Annotated in this window: 25 protein-coding genes; 17 read left to right on the top strand and 8 right to left on the bottom strand. The window is 62.8% G+C overall.

Going from position 1 to position 22,584, the window contains the following annotated elements:
• The first annotated feature begins 218 nt into the window (after positions 1 to 218).
• The 4 genes from VBE63_RS05465 to VBE63_RS05480 all read left to right on the top strand — a co-directional run bounded on the left by VBE63_RS05465 (position 219) and on the right by VBE63_RS05480 (position 3,371).
• On the top strand, positions 219 to 1,517 hold the full coding sequence (locus VBE63_RS05465; RefSeq protein ID WP_323681992.1) for a sodium:proton antiporter: 1,299 nt from the start codon (positions 219 to 221) through the stop codon (positions 1,515 to 1,517).
• A gap of 31 nt (positions 1,518 to 1,548) precedes the next feature.
• The gene (locus VBE63_RS05470; RefSeq protein WP_323681993.1) at positions 1,549 to 2,604 is read left to right on the top strand and encodes a serine/threonine protein kinase; all 1,056 of its coding nucleotides are present in this window, start codon (positions 1,549 to 1,551) and stop codon (positions 2,602 to 2,604) included.
• A gap of 93 nt (positions 2,605 to 2,697) precedes the next feature.
• Positions 2,698 to 3,048, top strand: coding sequence for a DUF4342 domain-containing protein (locus VBE63_RS05475; protein ID WP_323681994.1), 351 nt, complete (start codon positions 2,698 to 2,700; stop codon positions 3,046 to 3,048).
• Positions 3,049 to 3,158: 110 nt separating this feature from the next.
• Positions 3,159 to 3,371: a hypothetical protein gene (locus tag VBE63_RS05480; RefSeq protein WP_323681995.1), complete on the top strand. Its 213-nt coding sequence runs from the start codon at positions 3,159 to 3,161 to the stop codon at positions 3,369 to 3,371.
• Positions 3,372 to 3,402: 31 nt separating this feature from the next.
• Here VBE63_RS05480 and VBE63_RS05485 read toward each other — a convergent pair whose 3' ends face one another.
• The 3 genes from VBE63_RS05485 to VBE63_RS05495 are packed head-to-tail and all read right to left on the bottom strand — an operon-like array spanning position 3,403 to position 7,063.
• Positions 3,403 to 4,266, bottom strand: coding sequence for a phosphatase PAP2 family protein (locus VBE63_RS05485; protein WP_323681996.1), 864 nt, complete (start codon positions 4,264 to 4,266; stop codon positions 3,403 to 3,405).
• Positions 4,266 to 5,879, bottom strand: coding sequence for a glycosyltransferase family 39 protein (locus VBE63_RS05490; RefSeq protein WP_323681997.1), 1,614 nt, complete (start codon positions 5,877 to 5,879; stop codon positions 4,266 to 4,268). Before VBE63_RS05490 ends, VBE63_RS05485 begins: the two co-directional genes overlap by 1 nt.
• Positions 5,879 to 7,063, bottom strand: a complete 1,185-nt coding sequence (locus VBE63_RS05495; RefSeq protein ID WP_323681998.1) for a glycosyltransferase family 2 protein — start codon at positions 7,061 to 7,063, stop codon at positions 5,879 to 5,881. Before VBE63_RS05495 ends, VBE63_RS05490 begins: the two co-directional genes overlap by 1 nt.
• A gap of 57 nt (positions 7,064 to 7,120) precedes the next feature.
• On the opposite strand from VBE63_RS05495, the gene VBE63_RS05500 reads away from it, so the two are divergent.
• Complete coding sequence (locus VBE63_RS05500; RefSeq protein ID WP_323681999.1) at positions 7,121 to 7,555, top strand: DUF29 domain-containing protein; 435 nt, start codon at positions 7,121 to 7,123, stop codon at positions 7,553 to 7,555.
• Positions 7,556 to 7,632: 77 nt separating this feature from the next.
• Here the strand turns inward: VBE63_RS05500 and VBE63_RS05505 are convergent, their stop codons facing one another.
• The gene (locus VBE63_RS05505; RefSeq protein WP_323682000.1) at positions 7,633 to 8,646 is read right to left on the bottom strand and encodes a class 1 fructose-bisphosphatase; all 1,014 of its coding nucleotides are present in this window, start codon (positions 8,644 to 8,646) and stop codon (positions 7,633 to 7,635) included.
• 245 nt (positions 8,647 to 8,891) lie between these two features.
• On the opposite strand from VBE63_RS05505, the gene VBE63_RS05510 reads away from it, so the two are divergent.
• From VBE63_RS05510 to VBE63_RS05550, 9 genes are all read left to right on the top strand, one after another.
• A complete protein-coding gene (locus VBE63_RS05510) occupies positions 8,892 to 9,374 on the top strand; it encodes a hypothetical protein (RefSeq protein WP_323682001.1) in 483 nt (160 codons plus the stop codon).
• A 10-nt stretch (positions 9,375 to 9,384) separates the two neighbouring features.
• Positions 9,385 to 10,137, top strand: coding sequence for a molybdopterin-synthase adenylyltransferase MoeB (locus tag VBE63_RS05515; protein ID WP_323682002.1), 753 nt, complete (start codon positions 9,385 to 9,387; stop codon positions 10,135 to 10,137).
• Positions 10,138 to 10,399: 262 nt separating this feature from the next.
• Positions 10,400 to 11,401, top strand: coding sequence for an endonuclease/exonuclease/phosphatase family protein (locus tag VBE63_RS05520; RefSeq protein WP_323682003.1), 1,002 nt, complete (start codon positions 10,400 to 10,402; stop codon positions 11,399 to 11,401).
• An 83-nt stretch (positions 11,402 to 11,484) separates the two neighbouring features.
• Positions 11,485 to 12,234 carry a hypothetical protein gene (locus VBE63_RS05525; RefSeq protein ID WP_323682004.1) on the top strand — a complete coding sequence of 250 codons (750 nt, stop codon included), beginning with the start codon at positions 11,485 to 11,487 and terminating at the stop codon, positions 12,232 to 12,234.
• Positions 12,231 to 12,947: a MotA/TolQ/ExbB proton channel family protein gene (locus VBE63_RS05530; protein WP_323682005.1), complete on the top strand. Its 717-nt coding sequence runs from the start codon at positions 12,231 to 12,233 to the stop codon at positions 12,945 to 12,947. Before VBE63_RS05525 ends, VBE63_RS05530 begins: the two co-directional genes overlap by 4 nt.
• A complete protein-coding gene (locus tag VBE63_RS05535; protein ID WP_323682006.1) occupies positions 12,937 to 13,326 on the top strand; it encodes a biopolymer transporter ExbD in 390 nt (129 codons plus the stop codon). Before VBE63_RS05530 ends, VBE63_RS05535 begins: the two co-directional genes overlap by 11 nt.
• Positions 13,327 to 13,393: 67 nt before the next feature.
• Entirely contained in the window at positions 13,394 to 13,840 is a 447-nt protein-coding gene (locus tag VBE63_RS05540; protein ID WP_323682007.1) for a biopolymer transporter ExbD, read from the top strand.
• A 12-nt stretch (positions 13,841 to 13,852) separates the two neighbouring features.
• A complete protein-coding gene (locus VBE63_RS05545; protein WP_323682008.1) occupies positions 13,853 to 14,818 on the top strand; it encodes a TonB family protein in 966 nt (321 codons plus the stop codon).
• 5 nt (positions 14,819 to 14,823) lie between these two features.
• Positions 14,824 to 16,083 (top strand): divalent metal cation transporter, encoded by a 1,260-nt coding sequence (locus VBE63_RS05550; protein ID WP_323682009.1) that lies wholly within the window; start codon positions 14,824 to 14,826, stop codon positions 16,081 to 16,083.
• A 64-nt stretch (positions 16,084 to 16,147) separates the two neighbouring features.
• Here VBE63_RS05550 and modC read toward each other — a convergent pair whose 3' ends face one another.
• From modC to modA, 3 genes are all read right to left on the bottom strand, one after another.
• Positions 16,148 to 17,401 (bottom strand): molybdenum ABC transporter ATP-binding protein, encoded by a 1,254-nt coding sequence (modC, locus tag VBE63_RS05555; RefSeq protein ID WP_323682010.1) that lies wholly within the window; start codon positions 17,399 to 17,401, stop codon positions 16,148 to 16,150.
• Entirely contained in the window at positions 17,398 to 18,075 is a 678-nt protein-coding gene (gene modB, locus VBE63_RS05560) for a molybdate ABC transporter permease subunit (protein WP_323682011.1), read from the bottom strand. Before modB ends, modC begins: the two co-directional genes overlap by 4 nt.
• Before the next feature lie 91 nt (positions 18,076 to 18,166).
• Positions 18,167 to 18,919, bottom strand: a complete 753-nt coding sequence (gene modA / locus VBE63_RS05565; protein WP_323682012.1) for a molybdate ABC transporter substrate-binding protein — start codon at positions 18,917 to 18,919, stop codon at positions 18,167 to 18,169.
• A gap of 245 nt (positions 18,920 to 19,164) precedes the next feature.
• Between modA and VBE63_RS05570 the strand changes: the two genes are divergently transcribed.
• The 3 genes from VBE63_RS05570 (at position 19,165) to VBE63_RS05580 (ending at position 22,023) form a co-directional block, all read left to right on the top strand.
• A complete protein-coding gene (locus tag VBE63_RS05570; RefSeq protein WP_323682013.1) occupies positions 19,165 to 19,593 on the top strand; it encodes a TOBE domain-containing protein in 429 nt (142 codons plus the stop codon).
• Positions 19,594 to 19,772: 179 nt separating this feature from the next.
• Entirely contained in the window at positions 19,773 to 20,639 is an 867-nt protein-coding gene (gene modD, locus VBE63_RS05575; protein ID WP_323682014.1) for a ModD protein, read from the top strand.
• A gap of 130 nt (positions 20,640 to 20,769) precedes the next feature.
• Entirely contained in the window at positions 20,770 to 22,023 is a 1,254-nt protein-coding gene (locus tag VBE63_RS05580) for an ATP-binding protein (protein ID WP_323682015.1), read from the top strand.
• A 62-nt stretch (positions 22,024 to 22,085) separates the two neighbouring features.
• On the opposite strand, the gene VBE63_RS05585 is transcribed toward VBE63_RS05580, so the two are convergent.
• On the bottom strand, positions 22,086 to 22,584 hold a 499-nt coding region (locus tag VBE63_RS05585), incomplete at its 5' end, for a class I SAM-dependent methyltransferase (RefSeq protein ID WP_323682016.1).

Below are 22,584 nucleotides of genomic sequence, written 5' to 3' on the forward strand. Positions count from 1 at the left end.
GCAGGGCGCGGTCAGCAAGGGCGGATCGCAAGCCGAGCCAGGGCTCCGGCAGAATAGCGGCCAGCGCGACGCCAGAGAGAATCCCGAGCAGAGCTAGAGCTAGAGCTAGAGCTAGAGAGAACCAGATCCGGCACTTGCTGGCCCAAGACGACCCTTGAACAATCCGGGCATAATGCGCGGATCTGAAAACCGATCCTTTGCCGAGCCAGACCCATAGCATGCATCTTTTCAACATCATTGCGGTTCTGATCAGCCTATCGGCGGTCTTCGCCTGGTTTAACGATCGCTTCCTGAGGTTGCCAACCGCGATCGGGCTGATGCTGATCGCGCTGCTGATGTCGTTATTCCTGCTGCTGCCGATCCCGGGCACCGAAAGCCTTGAGCACAACGTCCGGCAGATGGTTGCCAGCATCGATTTCGACGCCGCCGTATTGCACGGGATGCTCAGCTTTCTGCTCTTTGCAGGCGCGCTGCATGTCAGCCTCAAGGATCTGGCGGAGCACAAATCGGTGATCGCCGTCCTGGCCAGCGTCAGCGTCCTCATCTCCACGGTCTTGGTCGGCAGCGTCGCTTGGTTGTTGTTCAGCCTGCTCGGACTGGATATCCCGCTCATCTACTGCCTTCTGTTTGGCGCACTTATCTCTCCAACCGACCCCATTGCCGTGCTCGGCATCCTCAAGAGCGCTGGTGCGCCCAAGGCGCTCGAGCTGAAAATCACCGGCGAGTCGCTATTCAATGACGGCGTCGCCGTAGTGCTGTTCATGGTCTTGTTTGAGATCGCAGTCGGCGGCGAGCATGTCACGCTCGGCAGTGCCTTGACGCTGTTCGTCAAAGAGGCGGTCGGCGGCCTGCTGCTCGGGCTGGCGAGTGGGGGCATCGCGTATCTGATGCTGCGCAGGGTGGACAACTATCAGGTCGAGGTGCTGATCACCTTAGCGGTTGCGAGCGGCGCCTATGCGCTCGCCGAGCATCTTCACCTCTCGGCACCCATCACTGTGGTGGTGGCGGGACTGCTGGTCGGTAATCAGGTGCGTCACCATGTCATGTCAGAAAAGACCCAGAGTCACCTCGATGATTTCTGGGAGCTGGCCGACGAGATCCTGAACGCGGTGTTGTTCGTGATGATCGGTCTTGAGGTGCTGGTCATCAGTATCAACGGCCCGACCTTGATCGCTGGCCTATTGGCAATTCCTCTCGTGCTCGTTGCCCGCGTCATCAGCGTTGGCGCCCCCGTCAGCTGGATGCGTCGGTTTCGCAGCTTCTCCACCGGCGCAATCACCATCCTAACCTGGGGCGCGCTGCGCGGAGGCATCTCCGTGGCGCTGGTGCTCTCGTTACCCGAATCCGAGGTCCGCGATGCCCTGCTAACCGTGACCTACATCGTGGTGGCGTTCTCAATCCTGGTCCAGGGACTCACCTTGGGCCCCCTGGTTCGGCGAGTCGGCGCAAGGGCCAATCTGGAGATGGAGCGCACCGAGCTGCCTCGGCCTCCGGTTCAGGCGGAAGGCAAGCACTGAGTCTGGAGCCTGGCCGAGAAGGCGCACCCTCATGAATCCATCTTCATCAAGTACCCATCCGCCTGGCGATGCCGACGACGACGGCGCTACTCAGCTTAGGCCCTACGCTGATCTAACGCCCGATCTGGTGCTCGACGCGATCGAGTCGCTCGGCTTCCTGGTTGACGGCCGCCTGCTGGCGTTGAACAGCTATGAGAACCGGGTGTATCAGATCGGCATCGATGATGCGGCACCGCTGATCGCGAAATTCTATCGGCCCGGACGCTGGTCCGACGAGGCCATCGCCGAGGAACATGCCTTCGTTGCCGCCTTGGCTGAGCGCGAGATTCCGGTGGCTGCACCGCTAGAGATCGATGGCCGTCGCCTGCACTGCCATCAAGGCTACCGCTTTTCGCTCACACCAGGCTGCGGCGGCCGTGACCCAGAGCTCGAAGATTTTCAGATCCTGACCCGAATCGGCCGCTTCATTGGTCGCATCCATGCCGTGGGCGCGAGTCAGCCATTTCGGTCTCGCCCAACCCTGGACCGGCAGCACTTCGGCGAGGAGCCCAGTCAGTTCTTACTCGAGCAAGGCTGGATTCCGACCGAGCTTGAGACCCCGTACCGCAGCGTCCTGGAGCATGCGCTGGCCGAGATCGCCGCCTGCTACGCGCGCGCCGGCGCCATCGGCACCCTGCGCCTGCACGGCGACTGTCATCGCGGCAACCTGCTCTGGACCGACACCGGGCCGCACTTCGTCGACTTCGACGACGCACGCAACGGCCCGGCTGTCCAAGACCTTTGGATGCTGCTCTCCGGCGACCGACAAGCGATGGCGCTGCAGCTCGATGCGATCCTCGAGGGTTATCGGGACTTCGCTGATTTCGATCTGCGCGAGCTGCATCTGATCGAGGCCCTGCGCACCTTGCGCTTGATCCACCATGCCGCCTGGATCGCGCGTCGTTGGGAAGATCCGGCGTTCCCGAGCGCCTTCCCCTGGTTCGACTCGCCGCGCTTCTGGGAGGAACAGATCCTGATCCTGCGCGAGCAGATTGCGGCGATGCAAGAAGGGCCATTAGCGCTGTTTTGCGCCGCGTCGATTGCTTGAAGTGCCCTGGATGTTCTGTTGGTCAGCCGGCATCGAAGTTGACGCACCCACGAGGCTCAGCCGATGATAGTAGGCCAGTTCGAGCCCCCTAGCATGGCCTTCACGCAAGTCGAGCAACGTCCCAAGATGTCAAAAGATCCCTACGAGCCCCGGCGCGGCATTAGCGAGCGAGTCACTGTTGCCGGCAGCGAGCTGGTTGATTACGTCAAACAGCTTGTCGCCGAGGGCAACGTTCACCGCCTGATCATCCGCAAGCCTGGTGGCACAACGCTGCTCGAGATACCGCTCACCGCCGGTGTCGCCGTCGGCGGCGTACTGACACTGCTCGCACCGATCATCGCCGCGCTCGGCGCCATGGCAGCACTGATCGCGAAATTCGAGATCGATATCCTACGCGCTGATGAGAAGACTGAGGATAAGAACGACCCAGATGTACTGCCCTAGCTCTTGCCAGCACGCAAACCCAGAGCGAGAACCCGGCCAGCACGACGGCTGAGAGCCCAAGGGCCCCAAGGCCCGATCAAATCCCCTAACCTCCCTGACAAAGGCAACCCATGAAAAAGCTCAAGACCACCACCGACCACAGCATCTATGAGAAGCGCTCAGGACGCTACGCAGTGAAAGATAAGCGCAAGCGTTGGGTGCAAGGAGATGACAAGGTCGCCGTGCTCCGGGCGGAAGGATTGCTGAAAACGCCAGAGCCAAAGACAGCGCCCGCCGAGACAGAAGCCGATGCGTCCGAAGGCGCCGAAACCGCAGCCGACTGACTCGACCGACGCCCTCCAAACTGACAGGCCATCAACGCGCCGCTGAGCGATTGGGCAGAAGCGGCAGCAACAGATATTGGAGCAGGGACCAGACTAAGGCCAGACTCGCTAACATCGCCATCAGCGGTGCCGCAGCCGGGTAGCCGCCAGCATCGAACAGCAGCCCGACTGCAGCAAAGACCGCGAGCACCACAAAGGCCAGATGCACGCCCTCGTCGTAGATACCCCAGAGGCTGCGACGCGCCAACCAGACCCCAATGAGGGCGGCAACAACGCCTCCAGCGAGCCCGGCCATTACATCGATAGGCCAGTGCACCCCGACCGCGACCCGGCTCAGGCCAACAGTCGTAGCAAGCAAAATAAAGGCCAACCGCCAACGGATGCGTTGCGCATAGTAGGCGAGCACGCCGAAGAATAGGCCCGCCGTCACGCTATGCCCAGATGGGAAACTGTGACGCTGATGGGCCTCACCGATCAGCCGAAATGCCTCGGCATCGAACACCGCTGGTGGCCGCGCGGCATCGACCAAGGGTTTGAGTCCGCGTGCGTAGGCAATTGCGACCAGGGCGGCGCAGATCAGACTCCAAAACACCCGCGGATGACGACGTGAGAGGAACAATGCCAAGGTCAAAGTCACGCGTTCATCACCAAGGACGGTGAGCCATTGCCATAGGCTTGCAGGCAGCGCCCTAAACAGCGCGTTCAGGCTTAAAAAGCCGCTATGGTAGCCGCCGCTGAAGAACAAGGCCGCGGCAACCGCTAAGCAGAGCAACACCCATACACCGAGCCAACGCGCTCCACCCGAAGCGATCACTGGATCGCGCTCTGCAGCGCTGGCCAGCTCGCGGCGCAGTCCAGCACCGAGGACCGACATCGCATCAATCGCCCAAACCATCAGGGCCTGTCACCGATAGACTGCATCGCTGCGGGCATTGGCTCAATCAGCACCAAGGCCACCGGGCCCTGTCGATAACGCAGATCGATTCGATTCGGCGCCACGGCCTCGGCCAAACGCTCAAGCTTATCGACGCGTAGGAACACCAGCTCACCAACTCGCGGCCGATCACTCTCAGGCGTTATCGCATCGCGATAGACGCTGAAGCTCGGCATACTGGTGCGGTAGATCAGCGTCGGCCGATCAAGCTCCCGCGCCAGCAGCCCGGCTTGCTTGACCGGCTCCTGCATCACGGCAAACACCGCCGGCACCAGCAGCCCAAAGACCAACAAGGTCTGCACCAGGCCAGCCAAGATCAAGCGTTGCCAGAGCCCAGCCCGCGTCCAAAGCAACAAACCCAGCATCGCCAGGAGCCCAAGCCAGGTGCCAAGCCGATACCCGTCGTCGAGCACCCGCGCCCCTTCCGCGAAGATAGCTTGCTCATGGGGGCGCTCAGCCTGCCCCTCCAACAACCCCAGCAGATCCGGTAGCGCCACCATCAAGGCCACAAGCAGCAGCGGCGGCAAAAATGCTAGCCAACGGTTGTTCAGTGCATCGCGATGTCGCGCCATCAGGATGAACAAGGGCGTGATGCCATAGACCAGATAATGCGGCAGCTTGGTGCCCGAGAAGGAGAACACCACAAACACGGTAACAAACCAGAGCAGCAGGAACCGATCCAGCTCATCCGTCCAGAGTTGCCGCAACCTCGGCAGCAGACTGAGAAACCAGCCCGTGAAGGGCAGCAACACCAACGGCAACATCACGAAGTAGTAGCCAGGGAAGCCGGAATGGCCGTGCTTGACCCCACTGTAGCGCCCCAGGTTGTGGCCGAGAAAGAAGCTCTGAAAGAAGCCTAGGCCGTCGTCGAGATAGATCGCCAGATACCAGGGAGCGGCCACCGCGATGAAGACCAGCCATCCACGCCAGTCGAACACGGCCGCGAGCCAGGCGCGCCATTCGCGCAGCGAGCCAAAGTAGAGCAGACTCACCAGCAGCGGAAAGAACACCGCGACCGGGCCTTTGGTGAGAAAACCGAACCCGAGCCAGAGGTAGACGCGCAGCAGGGTCGCACGGGTCGGTCGCAGCCGCCAGCGGTAGATCTCGAAAAAAGTCAGCGCGATGAAGAGGTTCAGCAACGCATCCGCCACCGCGGCCTTGCCGATGATCGCGACCTGCAGCCCGAGCGCCATGACCAACCCAGCGATGGTCGCGGTCGCCACATCCAGCCGCTCGCGCACGAACCACCAGAGCGCTAGCAGCCAGAGACTAGCGGCCAGCGCCGACGGCAACCGCAGCGCGAATTCGCTCCAGCCCAGCGCTGAGACCGAGGCCGCCTGCAGCCAATAGATCAGCACCGGCTTGTCATAGCGCGGCTCGCCATCGCGGTGCGGGGTGATGAAGTTGCCGCTGGCGAGCATCTCACGAGTGGCCTCGGTGAAGGCGCCCTCATCGAGGTCATAGAGCGGCACAGCGCCGAGCTGCCAAAAGAAGGCGAGCCAGACGATGAGCACCAAGAACCAAGACGAGACCAGCAGGCGCGTGAGCACTGAGTCAGGCGTCGGCCTCGTCATCAGCCCCGCTGCTCCCTGTTCGTGTTCGGTTCGACAGCCTGCTCGCGGTCTGCCTGCTCATGACCCAGGCCATCCCGACTCGTCACTGACTCGCCCGGATGGTCCCTGCTCGCTTCCTGCCGCCCTGCGTTCTCAGCGCGCGCATGCGACCTCTGCTTGAGCTTCCAGCCGGCAGCCTCCGGATCAGTCTGCCGACCGATGCAGTGATGCGTGCGCTCACCGGAGGCAAACAGGGTGCGGGTCATGATCTCAGCGAGGACACCGGTGGTCAGGAATTGGATCGACGCGACTAGGAACAGGATCGCCACCAAGAACAGCGGACGGTCGCCGATATTGATACCGAGCCCAAACTTGACCCAGGCCAGCCAGCCCATCATGAGCCCGCCGAGCAGACCGAATGAAAGCCCAATGCCACCGAAGAAATGCCCAGGCCGCGCGCCGAAGCGGAGAAAAAAGAACGCGACCAGCAGATCGAGCAGCACCCGGAAGGTGCGCGAGATGCCATATTTGGACTGCCCCAGCTCGCGCGCCCGATGCCCGACCTCGGTCTCGCCAATGCGCTCGGGCGCGGTGACCCCAGCCACCCAAACGGGGATGAAGCGATGCATCTCGCCGAACAGGCGGACCTGCTTGATTACCTCGGCCCGGTAGACCTTGAGGCTACAGCCGTAATCATGCAGGTGAACGCCGGTGACCCGTGCAATCAGCCCGTTGGCGAGACGCGATGGGATCTTGCGCAGCAGCAAGGCATCTTGTCGATCGCGCCGCCAGCCTTGCAGCAGATCGAGATCGCGCGCCAACAGTTCGTCGATCAGACGCGGGATCTCGGCCGGATCATTCTGTAGATCACCGTCCAGGGTCGCGATCAGCGCGCCGCGCGCGGCATCAAAACCGGCCTGCATCGCCGCGGTTTGGCCGAAATTACGCCGAAAGCCAATCACCCGCAGATGCGCGCCATAGTGTGCGGCCTGCTCGAACAGCGCCTGACCCGTCCCGTCGCGACTGCCATCATCGACCAGGATCAACTCCCAGGGATGGGGATAGATCTGCAGGCCCTGATGGATTCGGGCCAACAACGGCTCGATGTTGTCGCGCTCCTGATAGAGCGGAATCACCACCGAGAGGCTCAGCGGATGGGGATCAGGCAGGGGCTGGGGCTGACGCTTTGGCTGGGGTTCGAGCATGTCCATGGTCGACTAAGGCTATACTCGTTGGGACTCGCCAACGCGTTGAGGCAAACAATGACGACGACCGGCTACGAGCAAGATTTTCATCGTTGGACGCAAGAGCAGGCCTGCCTGTTGCGCAGCGGCCAATATGCCGCGCTCGACATCGATCATTTGGCGGAGGAGCTCGAGAGCATGGGAGCCAGGGAGCGTCGCGAACTGACCAACCGTCTCAAGGTGCTGCTGGCGCATCTGCTGAAATGGCAGCATCAGCCAGAGCGGCGTTCACCAAGCTGGCGCGCGACCATCAAGGAGCAGCGACTCTCGATCGGTGATCTGTTAGATGACAATCCGAGCCTCAAGCCCACGCTTGAGCAGCAGATCGCAAAGGCCTATCGGCTCGGGCGACTGCTCGCGGTCAAGGAGACCAACCTCGAAGAGTCGCAGTTTCCGGTCGACTGCCCCTATAGCAGGGTGCAGGTCACCGACTTAGCGTTCTATCCGAACTGAGGTTCATATCGCCTCGCCGCGACCGCGGGAATCGAATCCGCGGCCACGGCCATCAAGCTGTCGCGCTCACCTGCGACTCAGCCCTCGTTGTGATAGCCCTGGATACGCTCGACCTCATTGCGCGAGCCCAGGATCACCGGCACGCGTTGGTGCAGACCCTCGGGCTGCATCTCCATGATGCGCTGCTTGCCAGTGATCGAAGCACCGCCGGCCTGCTCGACAACGAACGACATCGGGTTCGCCTCGTACAGCAGGCGCAGCTTACCCCCCAACCCCTTCTCGGCCATCTTTGAATCCATCGGATACATGAAGACCCCACCGCGAGTCAGGATGCGATGCACCTCGGCAACCATCGAGGCGATCCAGCGCATGTTGAAATCCTTGCCCCGCGGGCCTTCTTTACCAGCCAGGCACTCGTCGACGTAGCGCTTGACCGGCGCTTCCCAGAAGCGGCCATTCGACGCGTTGATCGCGAACTCAGCGGTATCGGCAGGGATGGTCATGTTCGGATGGGTCAGGATGAACTCGCCGATGTTCTGATCCAGCGTAAAGCCATTGACGCCATTACCGGTCGTCAACACCATCATCGTCGAGGGCCCATAGAGCGCGTAGCCGGCCGCAACCTGCTCAGTACCGGCCTTTAGGAAGTCCCGCTCGGTCGCGTCACCAGCCTCGGGCGGCATGCGCAGGATGCTGAAAATGGTCCCAACCGAGACATTGACGTCGATATTCGACGACCCATCGAGCGGATCAAAGGTCAGCAAGTACTTGCCGCGCGGATATTCCTTCGGGATCTCGTAGATCTCGTCCATCTCCTCCGAGGCCATGGCGCCGACATGCCCCGACCACTCGGTACACTGGATGAACATCTGGTTGGAGAGGACGTCGAGCTTCTTCTGCGTCTCGCCCTGGATATTCTCGCTGCCAGCACTGCCCAGCGCGCCGACCAGCGCACCATGGTTGACCTGATTGGAAATCATCTTGCACGCGGTCACGATGTCGTTGAGCAGCGCAGTGAACTCGCCGGTGGCGCCGGGCGCGTGGCGCTGCTCTTCAGCGATGAATTGGGTGATGGTCGTACCATGATGCATGGAGGTTGTCCTCTTGACTGATGGGGCGTGCAGTGGGGCGCTCTTAATGCCGGACATGCGCGCGGACAGAGCACCGAAACGCAGGAAGAAAAATCAGCTAATCGCGAAGTATAGCGATCAGAGCCCGATGAAGCACTCTCTGTGCGCGCGGTAGGTGTGCGACTCGATGTGCGACTCGGTGTGCGGCGAATGCCCATGTTCAAAAAAGCGCTGGGCAAGTAGTATGACTCGAAGATAACAACCTGGTGATCGATCTGGTCGTGATCGAGCTCGTCGTGATCAAGCTCGTCGTGATCAAGCTCGTCAACCTCGTTCACACGCTGTCCGCAACGGATCGCAATCCATCGCACAGGACTTCTTCTCCCCTGGAGTGCCAATCCATGCATGCGACGCCACCACAAAGGCGCCCAAGCCCGCTCGAGGTCGTTACCGGCCTAGGCCGCAAGGCTCAGCGCTTCGTCACATCGCTGATGCCAGTCGACGCGGGCAGACGTGGCGACTGCAACCGCTGCGGCGAATGCTGCAAGCTACCCTACCCCTGCCCCTTCCTGCGCTTCGACACTGAAGGTCTCAGCCGCTGCGCGGTCTACCATGCGCGTCCGCCGAGCTGTCGCAAATACCCGCGCACATCGAGCGAAAACCTGACACCAGCCACCTGTGGCTACTATTTTGTCAATGTCGCCGATATCGGCCGCGCTCAGCCCGCAACCGAACAGGCCGGAGGCTAGCGCTGAGCGAATGACTTCAGACGAGGCATCACGCTATAGCCGACAGATCTTATTGCCGGGCTTCGGTGAAGACGGTCAGGAGCGCCTGCGCGAGGCGAGCGTTCTGGTCGTCGGTCTCGGCGGGCTTGGCTCACCGGTGACGATGTATCTGGCCGCTGCCGGCGTCGGCCGACTGCTACTGGCTGATGTCGACGCCGTCGACCTGTCCAACCTGCAGCGGCAAATCCTCCATAACAGCGAGCGCATCGGCTGGACCAAGGTCGACTCCGCGATCGCCACCTTGCGCGCACTCAACCCGCATTGCGAGCAAGTCCCGATCAAGCGCAGTCTGAGCCCTAGCCGACTCGCCGAGCTAAGCACCGAAGTCGACCTGATCATCGACGCCAGCGACAACTTCCAGACCCGTTATGCCATTAACGCGGCTTGCGTCCAGGCTGGTATTCCCCTCGTCTCCGGCGCTGCCATCCGCGCCGAGGGCCAGGTCGCGGTCTTTTCCGGCCGCCCCGGCGATCCCTGCTACCAATGCCTCTACCCGGATGATGGACAAGCAGGCGAGCGCTGCGCCCGCGAAGGCGTGCTCGCACCACTGGTCGGCATCATCGGCAGCATTCAAGCCACCGAGGCGATCAAGGTGCTGACGGAATATGGAGAGCCGCTATTCTCAAAGCTGCTATTGCTGGATGCGCAGACCATGGCGATTCGCACATTAACGATACCGCCAGATCCCAGCTGCCCTGTCTGCGCAGGCGGAGACGAGCGCTAGCGAGGCTAGCCTGGACCAGATCGGGCCGCGAGACGGTACCGAACTCAGGGCCGGCGAGATGAGTCCGCGCCGTAATCAGAGGGTGCTGGATGCTCCAATACAAGACCTCAGGCCACCGCGGCGGGCTGCAAGCGGCGCGTGGACCGGAATCAGGAAAGCAGCCAACCGAGGGTGTGTGCCGCGCCGCGAACTCACTCGACGTGAGCCGTCCGCACCCCCATCATGGCGCCAACAGCAAGACGAACCAACCTGGCGGACCCTGATGCGACCGAGACTGACCCTGATGACCGCAGCCTGGCTGCTGCTCGCGCTCACCGCTGCGCAGGCCGACGTGATGCGGCTGATGACCTGGAACATCGAAGGCGGCGAGCAGCCGCCGCGGGTGATCGCCGAGCGCGTCGAGGCGGCGCTATCCATGGTCGGGCCGGTCGATGTGCTGATGCTGCAGGAGGTGATCGACGCGGCGCAGATCGAGGCGGCCGCTGAGGCCGGCGGCTTTGCGCACTGGGCGATCAGCGACTTCTCGCCGCCGACGCGCATCACCGGGGCTTGGCACCAATCGCTCGAAGTCGCGATCCTGAGTCGCCGCCCTTTCACGGCGGTGTCCGAGTGGGACCTCACCGGGAGACGACCGGAGGGCGACGGCCATCCGCCGCGGGTCTCGGATGCCGAGATCCCGAGCCGTGAGCTGCGTATCGCGCTCGACACCGCTGAGCCAGTCCCATCGCGCGGTTTCCTGCGCGCCGATCTGGCTAACGGCTGGACGCTGTATGCGGTGCACTGGATGTCCTCGCGCGGCCAGGACTGTACGGCCAAGGACCGCGAGAACGCGCGCCTGCGCGAGGTTCAGGCCGCGGGGCTGGTCAAGGATGCGGCGCGCGTGCTCGAGGCCGGGCGCAGTCTGCTCATCGCCGGTGACTTCAACATCCAGGCGCCGGGACGGGTGCTGCGGGTTGGCACCGATCCGGGCGAGGACTGCGCGCCGACAGGGGGCACCTGCAAGGATCTGTGCGGGCCGGCTGGACGCGACGGCTACGACGACAGCATCGCCATCCTGCTCGGCATGGATGCCTCGGCACGACTGCTCTCCAGCAATTTAGATGCGACCTATGTGCTGCGCCGCTTTCCGGGCGGGGCGATCGATCACATCCTAGTGGCAGGTCCCGAGGCCGCGAGCTTCGCCGAGGCGAGCACGCCACCAGTCAGGGGCAAGCGCTGGAATGGTTCGGATCATCGGCCGGTGTTGACCTCCATGACTCGTTGATCTTCGCCTTGATCCGCATCGACAATGGCGACCGCTCGATCCCGATCAGAAGATTAAGGACTAAACCTATGTTGATGATACCCATGTTGAACCGACTACGGCCCTGGTCTTGGCGCCATCCACACCTCGAGCTGAGCAGTCCGCGCCTTGGACGTTTTCTGCCGGCACTGATCCTACCGGCGCTCATCGCCGTCGGTCTGTTGGTGTCACCACTGGCGGCCTCTGCTGACGATGACCCACCCGCCAAGGTGAGCGAAGGCGAGGAGGCCTCATCGGCAGCAAGCGAGAGCGAAGAGGACGCAGCGGCGAAGGAAAGCCAAGAGGCCACATCAAACGGCATGCCGAACACAGATGCCGACAGCGATCCAGATGCCGAACCCAGAGCGGATGCGGATGCGGATGCGGATGCGGATGCGGATGCGGATGCGGATGCGGATGCGGATGCGGATGCGGATGCGGACAACAATGCTAGACCAGGGGAGTTAGGCCGACTCGGCATCGAACTGAACAAGCTAGAGCAGGTCGAGGAGATCTGCCGGGTCTATTTTGTGTTTGAGAACGCGCTCGATCATAAGCTCGAGACGCTGCAGCTAGAACTCGTGCTGTTCGACACCGAGGGGTTCATCAAGCGTCGCCTGACGCTCGATGCAGCACCTATCGATCAGCACAAGACCAGCGTCAAGTTGTTCGATCTTCCTGAGACCCAGTGCACCAATGTCGGACGCATCCTCATCAACGATCTGGTCGAGATCACCGGTCCTGATGGGGCCTTGCCCAATGCTGTCTCACAGCTCGACCTGTCATCCAAGCTCGACGCCGATCTGTTCAAATGAAGACCTTTAGCCAAGGTGGACCGGTACTCTGGTTGCTGATATTGCTCTCCGTGGCGGCGCTGGCCATCATCCTGGTAAAACTCTGGCAGTTCTCCCGCCTCAAGCTCAACGCAAGCGAACCGACGAAGCAGGCGCTGCGCAGTTGGTACCAGCATGATCCCATACAGGCCCTCGCGGTGCTCCAGGGTAGTCGCCAGCCGACCGCTCAGCTGCTCACGCGGACCTTGCAGGGGCTCGCGATACCTCAGGTTGATCTCGGACTCTTGCGCGAGGAGTTAACCCGGTTCGCCAGCGCCCAGTTGGAGCAGCTTCGCGCCTGGCTGCGCGCGCTCGAGGTGATCGCCGCGCTGAGTCCGCTGCTGGGGCTGCTCGGCACCGTGCTTGGCATGATCGAGGCCTTCCGGCAGCTGGAGCTGGCGGGCAGTCAGGTCGACCCCGCGATCCTCTCGGGCGGCATCTGGCAGGCCCTGCTCACCACCGCCGCTGGTCTCGGCGTCGCGATTCCGGTCGTTTTGGTACACAGTTGGCTGGAACGTCGAGTCGAGCGCTGTGGTCATCAGATGGAAGACGCGGTCACACGAGTGCTCACCCGCGATCTGAGCCCTGATGCGCAGGCTGCCTCCACCAAAGACGTACCCATGGCCGGCGGCGCTCAGGCCTTAGCCACCGGCGGCGATGACGGCCGCGCAATACCGGCGAACAATGCACTTTGAGCTTCCAGCCCGACCGCGACGACGCCTCATCGGCTTGACGCCGTTGATCGATGTGGTCTTTATCCTGCTGCTGTTCTTCATGCTCGCCTCGAGTCTGACGCGGCTACATGCCGTCGCGCTCGATGCGCCCAGCATCGAAGTCGCTGGTGCCGACAGCCAGCCAGCGCTGCTGCTGCGCATTCAGGCTGACGGCCGTCTCGATCTCAATGGCGAGCCGGTGGAGACCGAGGCATTGACCGATCGGCTGCGCAGGCAACTGGAACGAGCGCCAGATCTACGGGTCTGGGTGGAACCGGCGGATGCCGTACCCTTGCAGAGGACTCTGCAAGTCTTCGACCAGCTGGCCGCTGCCGGGGTACCCGTGCTGCAATTACGCTGAGCAACCCATCGGCTCATCGGTCTAAGATCGATCTGATGGCGACCAGGCTGAAGCCCCAACAGGAACCATGAGATTCACCAAACCCAAAGCGCGGAACAGCAACGACGATGCACTGATCCCCTTGATCAACGTCGTTTTTCTCATGCTGATCTTTTTCATGATTGCCGGTCAGATCAGTCCACCGGAGGCGCTGCTCGTCGACCCGCCACGTTCGCGACAGGGACAACGGACGGAGTCCGAACCCATCCTGCTGCTGGCGGATGCTCAAGGGCACATTGCACTCGACGGCGAGTTGATCGTACCAGCGCAACTCAATGGGCGACTTGCGGCCCGACTGGCATCCCTGCGCGCAGCTCAGGAGGATGCCGACGCGAGCGGCCTTGGCAACAGCCTTGGCATCACCCTGAAGGCAGACGCCGCAATCACCCATGGCCAGTTGCGCCAGCTGCTTGAACAACTGCGCGCACTCGGCGTTGAGCGGCTCCAACTCCTTTCGCAACCAGCGTCCAACTGAGACGCAAGACCCGTGGAGATCACCCCGCGCCATTGGCTTATCGCCCTGCTCGTCGCCGGCCTGACGCATGCCGCCTTAGCGCTCGCGCTGGTGCAGATGACAGCGTCGCCCGCGATTGTGCCAGCGGGCATCACCATCGAGCTTGGTGTCAGCAGCGCATCAAGCTCAGCAGGTCCGGATGGGAGTCGCTCAACTGGCTCCGGCGTCCTGCAGCCGGTTGCCAGCGCCACACCTGGCGTCAGGGCAGCCACGGCGTCAGAAGATGAGAGGCAGCCAACCATTGATGCCGAGGTTCGGCGCGAGCAAAACGCCACCCTGATGCCCGTGGCAGCGGTCGAGACCCTCGCCGCCAAGCCTCTGCCAGAGCAAGAGCCAAAACTAGAGCTGCAGCCGATGTCTGAACCGGCGCCAGCATCAAAACCAAGCCGCTTTAAGCCAGAGCCAGAGCCGCCGAAGCCAAGGACCACTCAGTCCCAGCCCATGGTCCCTAACAGCAAGACCAATCCGGAACGTCCGACAAAAAGCGTCATTCGCAAGTACTCTGGGATGGATGAAGGCGAAGAGGGTCTGTCGTATGCTGGCGCAGCCGAAAATGGCAACAGCGTTAACCGCAGCAGCGGTTCGAGCGGTCGCGGTTCGGTCGGCAGCGATTCGATCGGAAACGGCTCGGATGGAAACGGTGGGCAAACCAGCATCAACAACTATTACGGACGCCTCGCAACCTGGCTCGCTCGCCACAAACGCTACCCAACGCAGGCGCGCCGGCTGCGCCAAGAAGGGACCGTGAAGGTGACCTTCACCATCACGCGCAGCGGGCGCGTGGTCTCGCAACGGATTGTTCAGAGTTCAGGCTACGAACTGCTCGACAAGGAGGTTCAGGCCATGCTCGAGCGCGCCTCGCCGCTGCCGCGCATCCCTTCCAGCCTCGACCGCTCCAGCCTGACCATCACCCTACCCGTCGCCTTTACGCTTCGCTAACGCTGATGAATCAAACCTCTCGCGCATCCTTGTTGAAGGCGCTCGGACCTGGGCTCTTGGTGGCCTGTGCAGCCATCGGCGGCTCACACCTGGTCTGGTCAACCCGCGCCGGCGCCGAGTTCGGCTGGCAGTTGGTCGGGCTGGTACTGCTCGCCAATCTGTTCAAATACCCATTCTTTCTTTATGGGCAAAAGTACACAGCGGCCACCGGCGAGTCACTGCTGGCCGGCTATCAGCGCAAAGGTAACCTGTTCGTTTATATCTTTTTGGCGATCAATATCCTTACTGGCATCATCAATATCGCGGGTGTTTCGATGCTGAGCGCGGCCTTGCTCGCCGGCTTCGGGCTCGATGCCTTAGCGCTGCCGCAGTTGACGGTGCTGATCATGGTCGGCTGTGCGGTGTTTATCTTCCTGGGCCATTATCGGCTGCTCGATGGCATGGCCAAGCTGGTGGTGGTGGTGCTGACCCTCTCGACCCTGGCCGCGCTGTTGCTGGCGATCGGCAAGGGGCCGGTGATGCAGCCTGGTTTCGAGGCGCCCTCGCCCTGGACCTGGGCCTCGTTTGGCTTCCTGATTATGCTGATGGGCTGGATGCCGGCGCCCTTGGACCTGTCGGCCTGGTCGTCGCTGTGGATGTTCTCGCGCGAGCGCCAGACCGGGCACCGCGCCACGGTCGGCGAGACGCTGATCGACTTCCACCTCGGCTATTTCATGGCGGTGGCCTTGGCGGTCGTCTTCCTCGCGCTCGGCGCCCTGGTCATGTACGGCAGCGGCGAGCGCTTCTCCGCGAGCGGCATCGCCTTCTCCAAGCAGTTGATCGAGCTCTACTCGAACAACATCGGCGCCTGGTCCCATGGGCTGATCCTGTTCGCCGCCTTCGTCACCATGCTCAGCACCTCGCTAACCTGTGTCGATGGCTATCCGCGCGCGCTGGCGGCCTGCACCACCCTGCTCGCACCCAAGCTGTTACCTGCCTTCACCCGCGTGCATCAGGCCTGGATTTTGATTGCCGTGATCAGCGCCTCGGTGATCGTGCTCGGCTATGTGCAGAACCTGCTGCAACTGCTCGGCTTCGCCGCCATTGTCTCCTTCGTCACCTCGCCGATCCTGGCGGTGATCAATTTCCTGGTCATGAGCGGTGACAATGTGCCGCCGGAGCATCGGCCGGGGCCGATCCTCAAGCTGCTGAGTTGGCTTGGCATCCTGTTCTTCTTCGGGATGACTGGCGGCTTCATCTATGCGCAGTTCGTGCTCGCCGGATGACCCGCAGAGTACGGTGAATGCCGCCGCGATCCGGGGCGGCTGGCGACTTAAACCAGGTGGGCGTTCAAAGCAGCGCCACCGCCTTGATTTGCGCATAGACCGATTGCGCGGGCGCCAGCGCCAACTGCTCGGCTGCGCGCCGGGTGACACGCGCGAGCACCGGCGAGCCACTGACCTCGAGCTTGACCAGCCGCAGCGCCGGATGACTGTCGTCACCCAATGACAGAATCGTCGCTGGCAGCGTGTTTTGAATACTGCTCACATGGCCCGGTTCACGGGTGATGCTGACATCCCGGGCGAGGATGCGCAGCCGCACATGGGCGCCGATCTCGGCACCGGTATCGCGGGTCCAAAGGCTGGCGCCGCAGCAGGCGACGCGCAGCAGATGCCAGTGCGCATCGCGCTCGGCGACCTGGCCATCGAGCACCACACCGGCATCCTCGCCGAGGCGGATCGGCAGATCGAGGCGGGAGAGGGTCTCGTTGAGTGGACCGCTGGCCAGCACGCGACCCTCATCCATCACCAGGATGTGATCGGCCAGCCGCGCGACCTCGTCCGGGGAGTGACTGACATAGAGCACCGGGATCTCAAGCTCATCGTGCAGCCGCTCCAGATACGGCAGGATCTCCTGCTTGCGCTTGAGATCCAGCGCCGCCAGCGGCTCGTCCATCAACAACAGGCGCGGGTTCACCGCCAGCGCCCGCGCGATGCCGACCCGCTGGCGCTCGCCGCCGGAGAGCGCCGCCGGCTTGCGTTGCAGCAGATGACCAATGCCGAGCAACTCGATCGCCTGCTCAAGGCTGAAGCGGTCAGTGTCTCCCTGTCCCGGCGAGTTATCGCTGATGCCGGTGCTTGCATCCGCGTTGGCGAGAAAGCGACGCCAGCGCCCAGATGGCTGCTGCTGCGCTTGAATGCGTCGCTGCCCATAGCGCAGATTGCCAAGCACGCTGAGATGCTCGAACAGGCTCGCTTCTTGGAACACATAGCCGATCGGTCGGCGATGCGTTGGCACCCAGGTCTTGGCATTCTGCCACCTCTCACCCTTGAAGCTGAGCCTGCCAACCGCCGCCTGCTCCAGACCGGCGATGCAGCGCAGCAACGTCGTCTTGCCGGAGCCGGAATGGCCAAACAACGCCGTGACGCCGCGCGCTGGCAGCCGTTCATCCACATCCAGCGTGAAGCCAGGCCAGGCAACCTGAAAACGGGCTTCGATCAGTGATGGCGGCGGCGGCTCGGCTTGCGGGTCCTGAGTCTGCCGCGCAACCGGCCGGCCACCCGGCTGACCTGCTCCTGTCATCGTCGCTTGCCGATCGTTCATCGCTTCTTCGCGCCCGGATTCCAGACATACAGCACCAGCAACACCAGAAACGAGAACACCAGCATCACCGCAGCGAGTCGGTGCGCGTTGCCGTATTCCAGGGCCTCGACATAATCGTAGATCTGCACCGAGGCGACGCGCGTCACGCCCGGGATGTTGCCGCCGATCATCAGCACCACGCCGAACTCGCCGACGGTGTGCGCGAAGGTCAGGATGCCGGCGGTGACAAAGCCGGGCAGCGCCAGCGGCAGCGCGACGCTGAAGAAACGATCCAATGGCGAGGCACGCAGCGTCGCGGCCGCTTCCAGCGGGCGATCACCAATCCCCTCGAAGGCGTTTTGCACCGGCTGCACCATGAACGGGAAGGAATAGAACACCGAAGCCACCACCAGCCCCCAAAAGGTGAAGGGCAGAAGACCGATGCCCAGGCGCTCGGTGAACTGCCCGACCGGCCCGTTCGGCCCCATGGCCACCAGCAGGTAAAAGCCCAGCACCGAGGGCGGCAGCACCAGCGGCAGCGCGACCACGGCGCCGATGGGTCCTTTCAAGCGCGAGCGGGTGCGCGCCAGCCACCAGGCGACCGGCGTAGCGACGACGAACAGGATCAAGGTGGTGACGCCAGCCAGGCGCAGCGTCAGCCAGATGGCCTCGAGATCGGTGTCAGTGAGTCCCATGGGCGGTGTCCTTGATGGCGTGTTGAAAGACCTTGATCGCGAGGATCAGCAACAGGATGCCGAAGCAGAGCTGGCACCACGACGCTGCATGTCACTCGGTCTCGTAGCCAAAGTCGTGGATGATCGCCTCGGCCTTCTCGCCCTTGAGGTAGGCAAACAGCTCCGTCACCGCCGGGTTGTCCTTGCCGCGGTTCAGAATCAGTGCATCCTGATTGATCGGCGCATGCATCTCGCCCGGCACGATCCAACCCGAGCCCTTGATGATCTCCCCGTCCCGCATGGCTTGGGAAAGCGCGACGAAGCCAATATCGGCGTTGCCCGTGTCAACGAACTGATAGGTCTGGGCGATGTTCTCGCCCATCACCAGCTTGGGCTCGACGTCGGCCCGCAGGCCGAGCGCTTCCAGGGTCTCGATGGCGGCCTCGCCATAGGGCGCCAGCTTCGGATTGGCGATCGAGAGTTTGTTGAAGTCGCCGGACTCCAGCAGCGCCACACCATCCTCGACCTTGTTGGCGTCAGCGGACCATAGCACCAGTGCGCCGATCGAATAGGTGAAGCGCGATCCAGGGACACCTAAGCCCTCCTCCTCTAACCGCGCTGGGCGCGTCTGATCGGCGGCGAGTAAGGCATCGAACGGAGCTCCGTTCTTGATCTGGGCATAGAGTTTGCCCGTAGAGCCGTAGGAGGCATTGATGCGGTGATCGGTGTCTTCCTCGAAGCGCTCGATGATCACCTTCATCGGCGACGTAAAGTTACCGGCCACGGCGATCTGAGCCTCCTCGGCGGAGACGCTGCTGGCGACCATGAAACCGAAGGCGACGAGGACTAGGCGGACAGGTTGCATTGAGTTCACTCCTGAGACGATTGAAGAACCGGATGGGCTGCCGGGTCAGCGTTGGGCCAGACCGCTGAGCATGCGATATCGCAATATACCAAACGACATAACGATGAGCGATCGTGCGGATGGTATGCAGAATGCATGCCGGCTTTTCGTCGCGCGATCCATCGGATGCGGATGCTCGCTGCTCCAGCCATCCGCATCCGCGGCGCAACACACTCCGATTCCTTAAGCTCAGTGAGAACAATGCTATGAAGATCAGTGCTCGAAATCAGTTCCACGGCAAGGTGGCCCAGGTCACCATGGGGGCCGTCAACGCGCAGGTCCTGGTGACACTCGCCGGTGGTGAGCAGATCGTTGCCATCGTCACCAATGAGAGCGTCAAGTCGCTCGATCTCAGGGCGAGCGCCGACGTCATCGCCTTGGTCAAGGCCTCATCCGTGCTCGTGATGACCGACGACACGGGCATCCGCCTATCGGCTCGCAACAGTCTGAGCGGCAAGGTAACGGCGCTGGAAAAAGGACCGATCCATGCCGAGGTCAGCATCGGCCTCGCATCCGGTGACAGCCTCCATGCCACCATCACGCAGGCTGCCTGCGACGCGCTCGGACTCGCCGAAGGCATCGATGCAACCGCCGTGATCAAGGCGCCGTCGGTGATCCTCGGCGTGCCTGACTGAGCGCGCCCATCGAATACGCAGTATGCACTAGGATATAACGCTATCCTCGATGCAGGGGCGTCCGTCGCACAACGACGGTGCGCCTCGCTTCGCCAGCCTTCCCTGTCGTCTTAACGACAATCCCAAACGGGGACAGCGATCTTGTCCTGTTCTCAACCCTCAATCGATCGACTCAGACCATGCCTAACCTCAACCCACCTGTCCTGAATGACCAGGCTCTGCATCAGCTCTTGACCGAAGATGTCCCCTTCGGCGATCTGACCACCGAATCCCTTGCCATCAGCGGCAAGCCCGGCAGCATCCGTTTCTTCGCCCGCGATCCGATGACCGTCTGCGGTGTCGAGGAAGCGGTGCGACTGTTCCAGCTCTGCGGCGCCGAGGCCGAGGCGCGCGTGGCCTCCGGCACCGAGGCCGTGCCAGAAACCCTGCTGCTCGAGGCGCAGGGCAGCGCCGGCGCGCTGCATCAAGGCTGGAAGACGGCACAGACGCTGATGGAATGGTGTGGTGGCATCGCCAGCAGCGCCGCCGCCATCGTCGCCGCCGCGCGGCGTGGTGATCCGAACGCGATGGTTGCCGGTACACGCAAGAATGTGCCCGGCAACCGCCGGCTCGCGGTCAAGGCGTTCAAGGCTGGTGGTGCCGTAATGCACCGCAATGGCCTCTCGGAGACGCTCTTGATCTTCGCCGAGCATCGGCTGTTCCTCGGCGAAGAGCCGTCGAAGGAGACGCTGGCCCGGCTCCGTCGACAGTGCCCAGAGAAGCGGGTCGTGGTCGAGGTAGCGACGCCTGAGGAGGCGCTGACTTGGGCCGAGGCCGACGTGCTGCAGCTGGAGAAATTCACCACCGAGCAGGTGGCCGAGACCGTCGCTGCGCTCACCGCACGCGGCTCGCAGGCGGTGGTTGGCGCCGCCGGTGGCATCAACGCCAAGAACGCCGAAGACTATGCCCGCGCCGGTGCGCGGCTGCTGGTGACCACGGCACCGCACCTGGCGCCGCCGCGCGATGTTCAGGTGCGGTTCTTCAACGCTAGCGATCCCAGAACCTAGATGTCAGTTTAGCCGACTTGCTTACGCGCATTTCGATGCATTCATCTGACAGTCCAGGTCTGGCCGCTCGGTTACACTGCCGCTTGCTCCATATCACCTCGACGCTGACCTTACTGCAAGGCTGATCGACATGACCCCCGAAGAGCTGCTGCGACGCATCCGCCTCGGCGAAGACTCCGCACTGGAGCTGAAACAGGTTCGGCTCACCGACGCCGGCAAGCTCAAGGCGCCGCACGCGGACAGCCTCTCGGACGAACTGGCAGCGCTCGGCAATGCCGGTGGCGGGATGCTGGTCCTCGGCGTGGATGATAAGACGCGGGCCGTGACCGGCATCCCGCTGGAGCAACTCGACCGCGTCGAAGACTGGCTCACGGCGATCTGCATCGATCGCATCAAGCCACCGCTGGACGTGCTGACCCGGCATCTGGAGCTGCCTGATGCGACCGGCGCGGCGCGCCCGGTAATCCTCGTCGAGGTGCCCCGCAGCCTGTGGGTGCATCAGAGCGCGAACGGCTATTTTCGTCGGCTTGGTCATGCCAAACGGGAACTCACGCCAGACGCGCTTGCACGACTGTTCCAACAACGCAGTCAGGCACGTCTGATCCGCTTCGAGGAGCAGGAGGTGCCTGGCTGTGGTTTCGATGACTTCGACGCCCTGCTGCTGCGGCGCTTCCTGAAGGCCGAGCAAGGCGACAGCATCGCCCAGCTGAACCGACTGCACCTGTTGCGGGAGGTCGCCGGCGAGCCACGCCCGACCGTGGCTGGCGTGCTGCTGTGCACCACCGAGCCGTCGCGTTGGCTGCGCAATGCCGAGATCATCGCCGTCGCCCATACCGGGACCGAGAACGACCCGAACGCGCAGATCGATGCGCGCGACATCGGCGGACCGCTGGACCGGCAGATCCTGGATGCGTTCCATTTCGTCCAACGCAACACGAGCACGGCAGCACGCAAGCCGCTCGGCCGCGTCGATTATCCCCAATACGCGGTGGCTGCCCTGTTCGAGGCCATCGTCAACGCCGTCGCCCATCGCGACTATTCCCTGCACAGCCAACGCATCCGGCTGTTCATGTTCAGCGACCGCCTCGAAATCCACTCGCCAGGGGCGCTCCCGAATACGCTCTCCTTGGAGTCCATGACCCGGCTCTCGGTGCCCCGCAACGAGGTGCTCGCCAGCCTCTTTGGTCGCTACTATCCGGTCGAGGACCCCCACCTCGGCAAGAGCTTCCTGATGGACCGCCGCGGCTTTGGCGTCGAGACCATCCTGCGCGAGAGCACGCGGCTATCCGGCGTACGACCACTCTACGAGCAGATCGATGACCTTGAGCTATGCTTGACCATCTACGCCGCAGCGGCGCCGACGCCCGCTGAAAGCTCGGCTTAGCATTCAGCAGTCCAGCAAGCACTGATCGGCGCAATGCGACGACTCCTGCGCTCGCAGTCTGCTTACGCTTGGAACCTGCTGACAGGCCTGGCCACGGCAATGCAGAACGCCCGACTGCCGTGACGCGCCAAGGTCGTGAATTCCTCCAACTCCAGGCCAGCGGCATCGATCTGCGCCCTGAGTTCATGCTCGTAGGTGACGCGACCAAACTCGATGCTCGTCACCCGCTTTAGCATCGGCTTGAGGATCTCCATCCAGCGGTCGGGTCGCATCTGAATGGTCTGGGTAAAGTAGAGACGTCCGTCCTCGCTCAACAGCGCCGAGCAATGTCGCAGCGCCTGCTCCGGCTCAGGAAGCAACATGAAGCTCCCGGAGAAATAGACGGCATCGTAGGGTCCGCCTTGGTGATCGTAGACGCATTCGAGGCCGACCTCGGCGCTCTTCGCCAGCGGAGAATCCTGCAGCCTTCGCTGGGCGCGCTTGACGTAGTCGGCATCGATATCGATACCGATCACGCGCAGCCCCTTATGCTTCACCAGATCGGCATTCGCCAGCAGGGCT

Origin of the sequence: Lamprobacter sp. (assembly GCF_034860625.1) — a bacterium.
In the GTDB taxonomy this organism is placed as follows: domain Bacteria; phylum Pseudomonadota; class Gammaproteobacteria; order Chromatiales; family Chromatiaceae; genus Lamprobacter.

Coding starts and splice junctions, on each gene's coding strand:
- VBE63_RS05550 (WP_323682009.1), top strand. CDS start 14,824: ATGAATCAAACCTCTCGCGCATCCTTGTTGAAGGCGCTCGGACCTGGG.
- VBE63_RS05495 (WP_323681998.1), bottom strand. CDS start 7,063: ATGCTCGAACCCCAGCCAAAGCGTCAGCCCCAGCCCCTGCCTGATCCC.
- VBE63_RS05535 (WP_323682006.1), top strand. CDS start 12,937: ATGCACTTTGAGCTTCCAGCCCGACCGCGACGACGCCTCATCGGCTTG.
- VBE63_RS05470 (WP_323681993.1), top strand. CDS start 1,549: ATGAATCCATCTTCATCAAGTACCCATCCGCCTGGCGATGCCGACGAC.
- VBE63_RS05485 (WP_323681996.1), bottom strand. CDS start 4,266: ATGGTTTGGGCGATTGATGCGATGTCGGTCCTCGGTGCTGGACTGCGC.
- modB (WP_323682011.1), bottom strand. CDS start 18,075: ATGGGACTCACTGACACCGATCTCGAGGCCATCTGGCTGACGCTGCGC.
- VBE63_RS05580 (WP_323682015.1), top strand. CDS start 20,770: ATGACCCCCGAAGAGCTGCTGCGACGCATCCGCCTCGGCGAAGACTCC.
- VBE63_RS05465 (WP_323681992.1), top strand. CDS start 219: ATGCATCTTTTCAACATCATTGCGGTTCTGATCAGCCTATCGGCGGTC.
- VBE63_RS05515 (WP_323682002.1), top strand. CDS start 9,385: ATGACTTCAGACGAGGCATCACGCTATAGCCGACAGATCTTATTGCCG.
- VBE63_RS05520 (WP_323682003.1), top strand. CDS start 10,400: ATGCGACCGAGACTGACCCTGATGACCGCAGCCTGGCTGCTGCTCGCG.
- modA (WP_323682012.1), bottom strand. CDS start 18,919: ATGCAACCTGTCCGCCTAGTCCTCGTCGCCTTCGGTTTCATGGTCGCC.
- VBE63_RS05570 (WP_323682013.1), top strand. CDS start 19,165: ATGAAGATCAGTGCTCGAAATCAGTTCCACGGCAAGGTGGCCCAGGTC.
- VBE63_RS05490 (WP_323681997.1), bottom strand. CDS start 5,879: ATGACGAGGCCGACGCCTGACTCAGTGCTCACGCGCCTGCTGGTCTCG.
- modD (WP_323682014.1), top strand. CDS start 19,773: ATGCCTAACCTCAACCCACCTGTCCTGAATGACCAGGCTCTGCATCAG.
- VBE63_RS05475 (WP_323681994.1), top strand. CDS start 2,698: ATGGCCTTCACGCAAGTCGAGCAACGTCCCAAGATGTCAAAAGATCCC.
- modC (WP_323682010.1), bottom strand. CDS start 17,401: ATGAACGATCGGCAAGCGACGATGACAGGAGCAGGTCAGCCGGGTGGC.
- VBE63_RS05480 (WP_323681995.1), top strand. CDS start 3,159: ATGAAAAAGCTCAAGACCACCACCGACCACAGCATCTATGAGAAGCGC.
- VBE63_RS05505 (WP_323682000.1), bottom strand. CDS start 8,646: ATGCATCATGGTACGACCATCACCCAATTCATCGCTGAAGAGCAGCGC.
- VBE63_RS05530 (WP_323682005.1), top strand. CDS start 12,231: ATGAAGACCTTTAGCCAAGGTGGACCGGTACTCTGGTTGCTGATATTG.
- VBE63_RS05500 (WP_323681999.1), top strand. CDS start 7,121: ATGACGACGACCGGCTACGAGCAAGATTTTCATCGTTGGACGCAAGAG.
- VBE63_RS05540 (WP_323682007.1), top strand. CDS start 13,394: ATGAGATTCACCAAACCCAAAGCGCGGAACAGCAACGACGATGCACTG.
- VBE63_RS05525 (WP_323682004.1), top strand. CDS start 11,485: ATGTTGAACCGACTACGGCCCTGGTCTTGGCGCCATCCACACCTCGAG.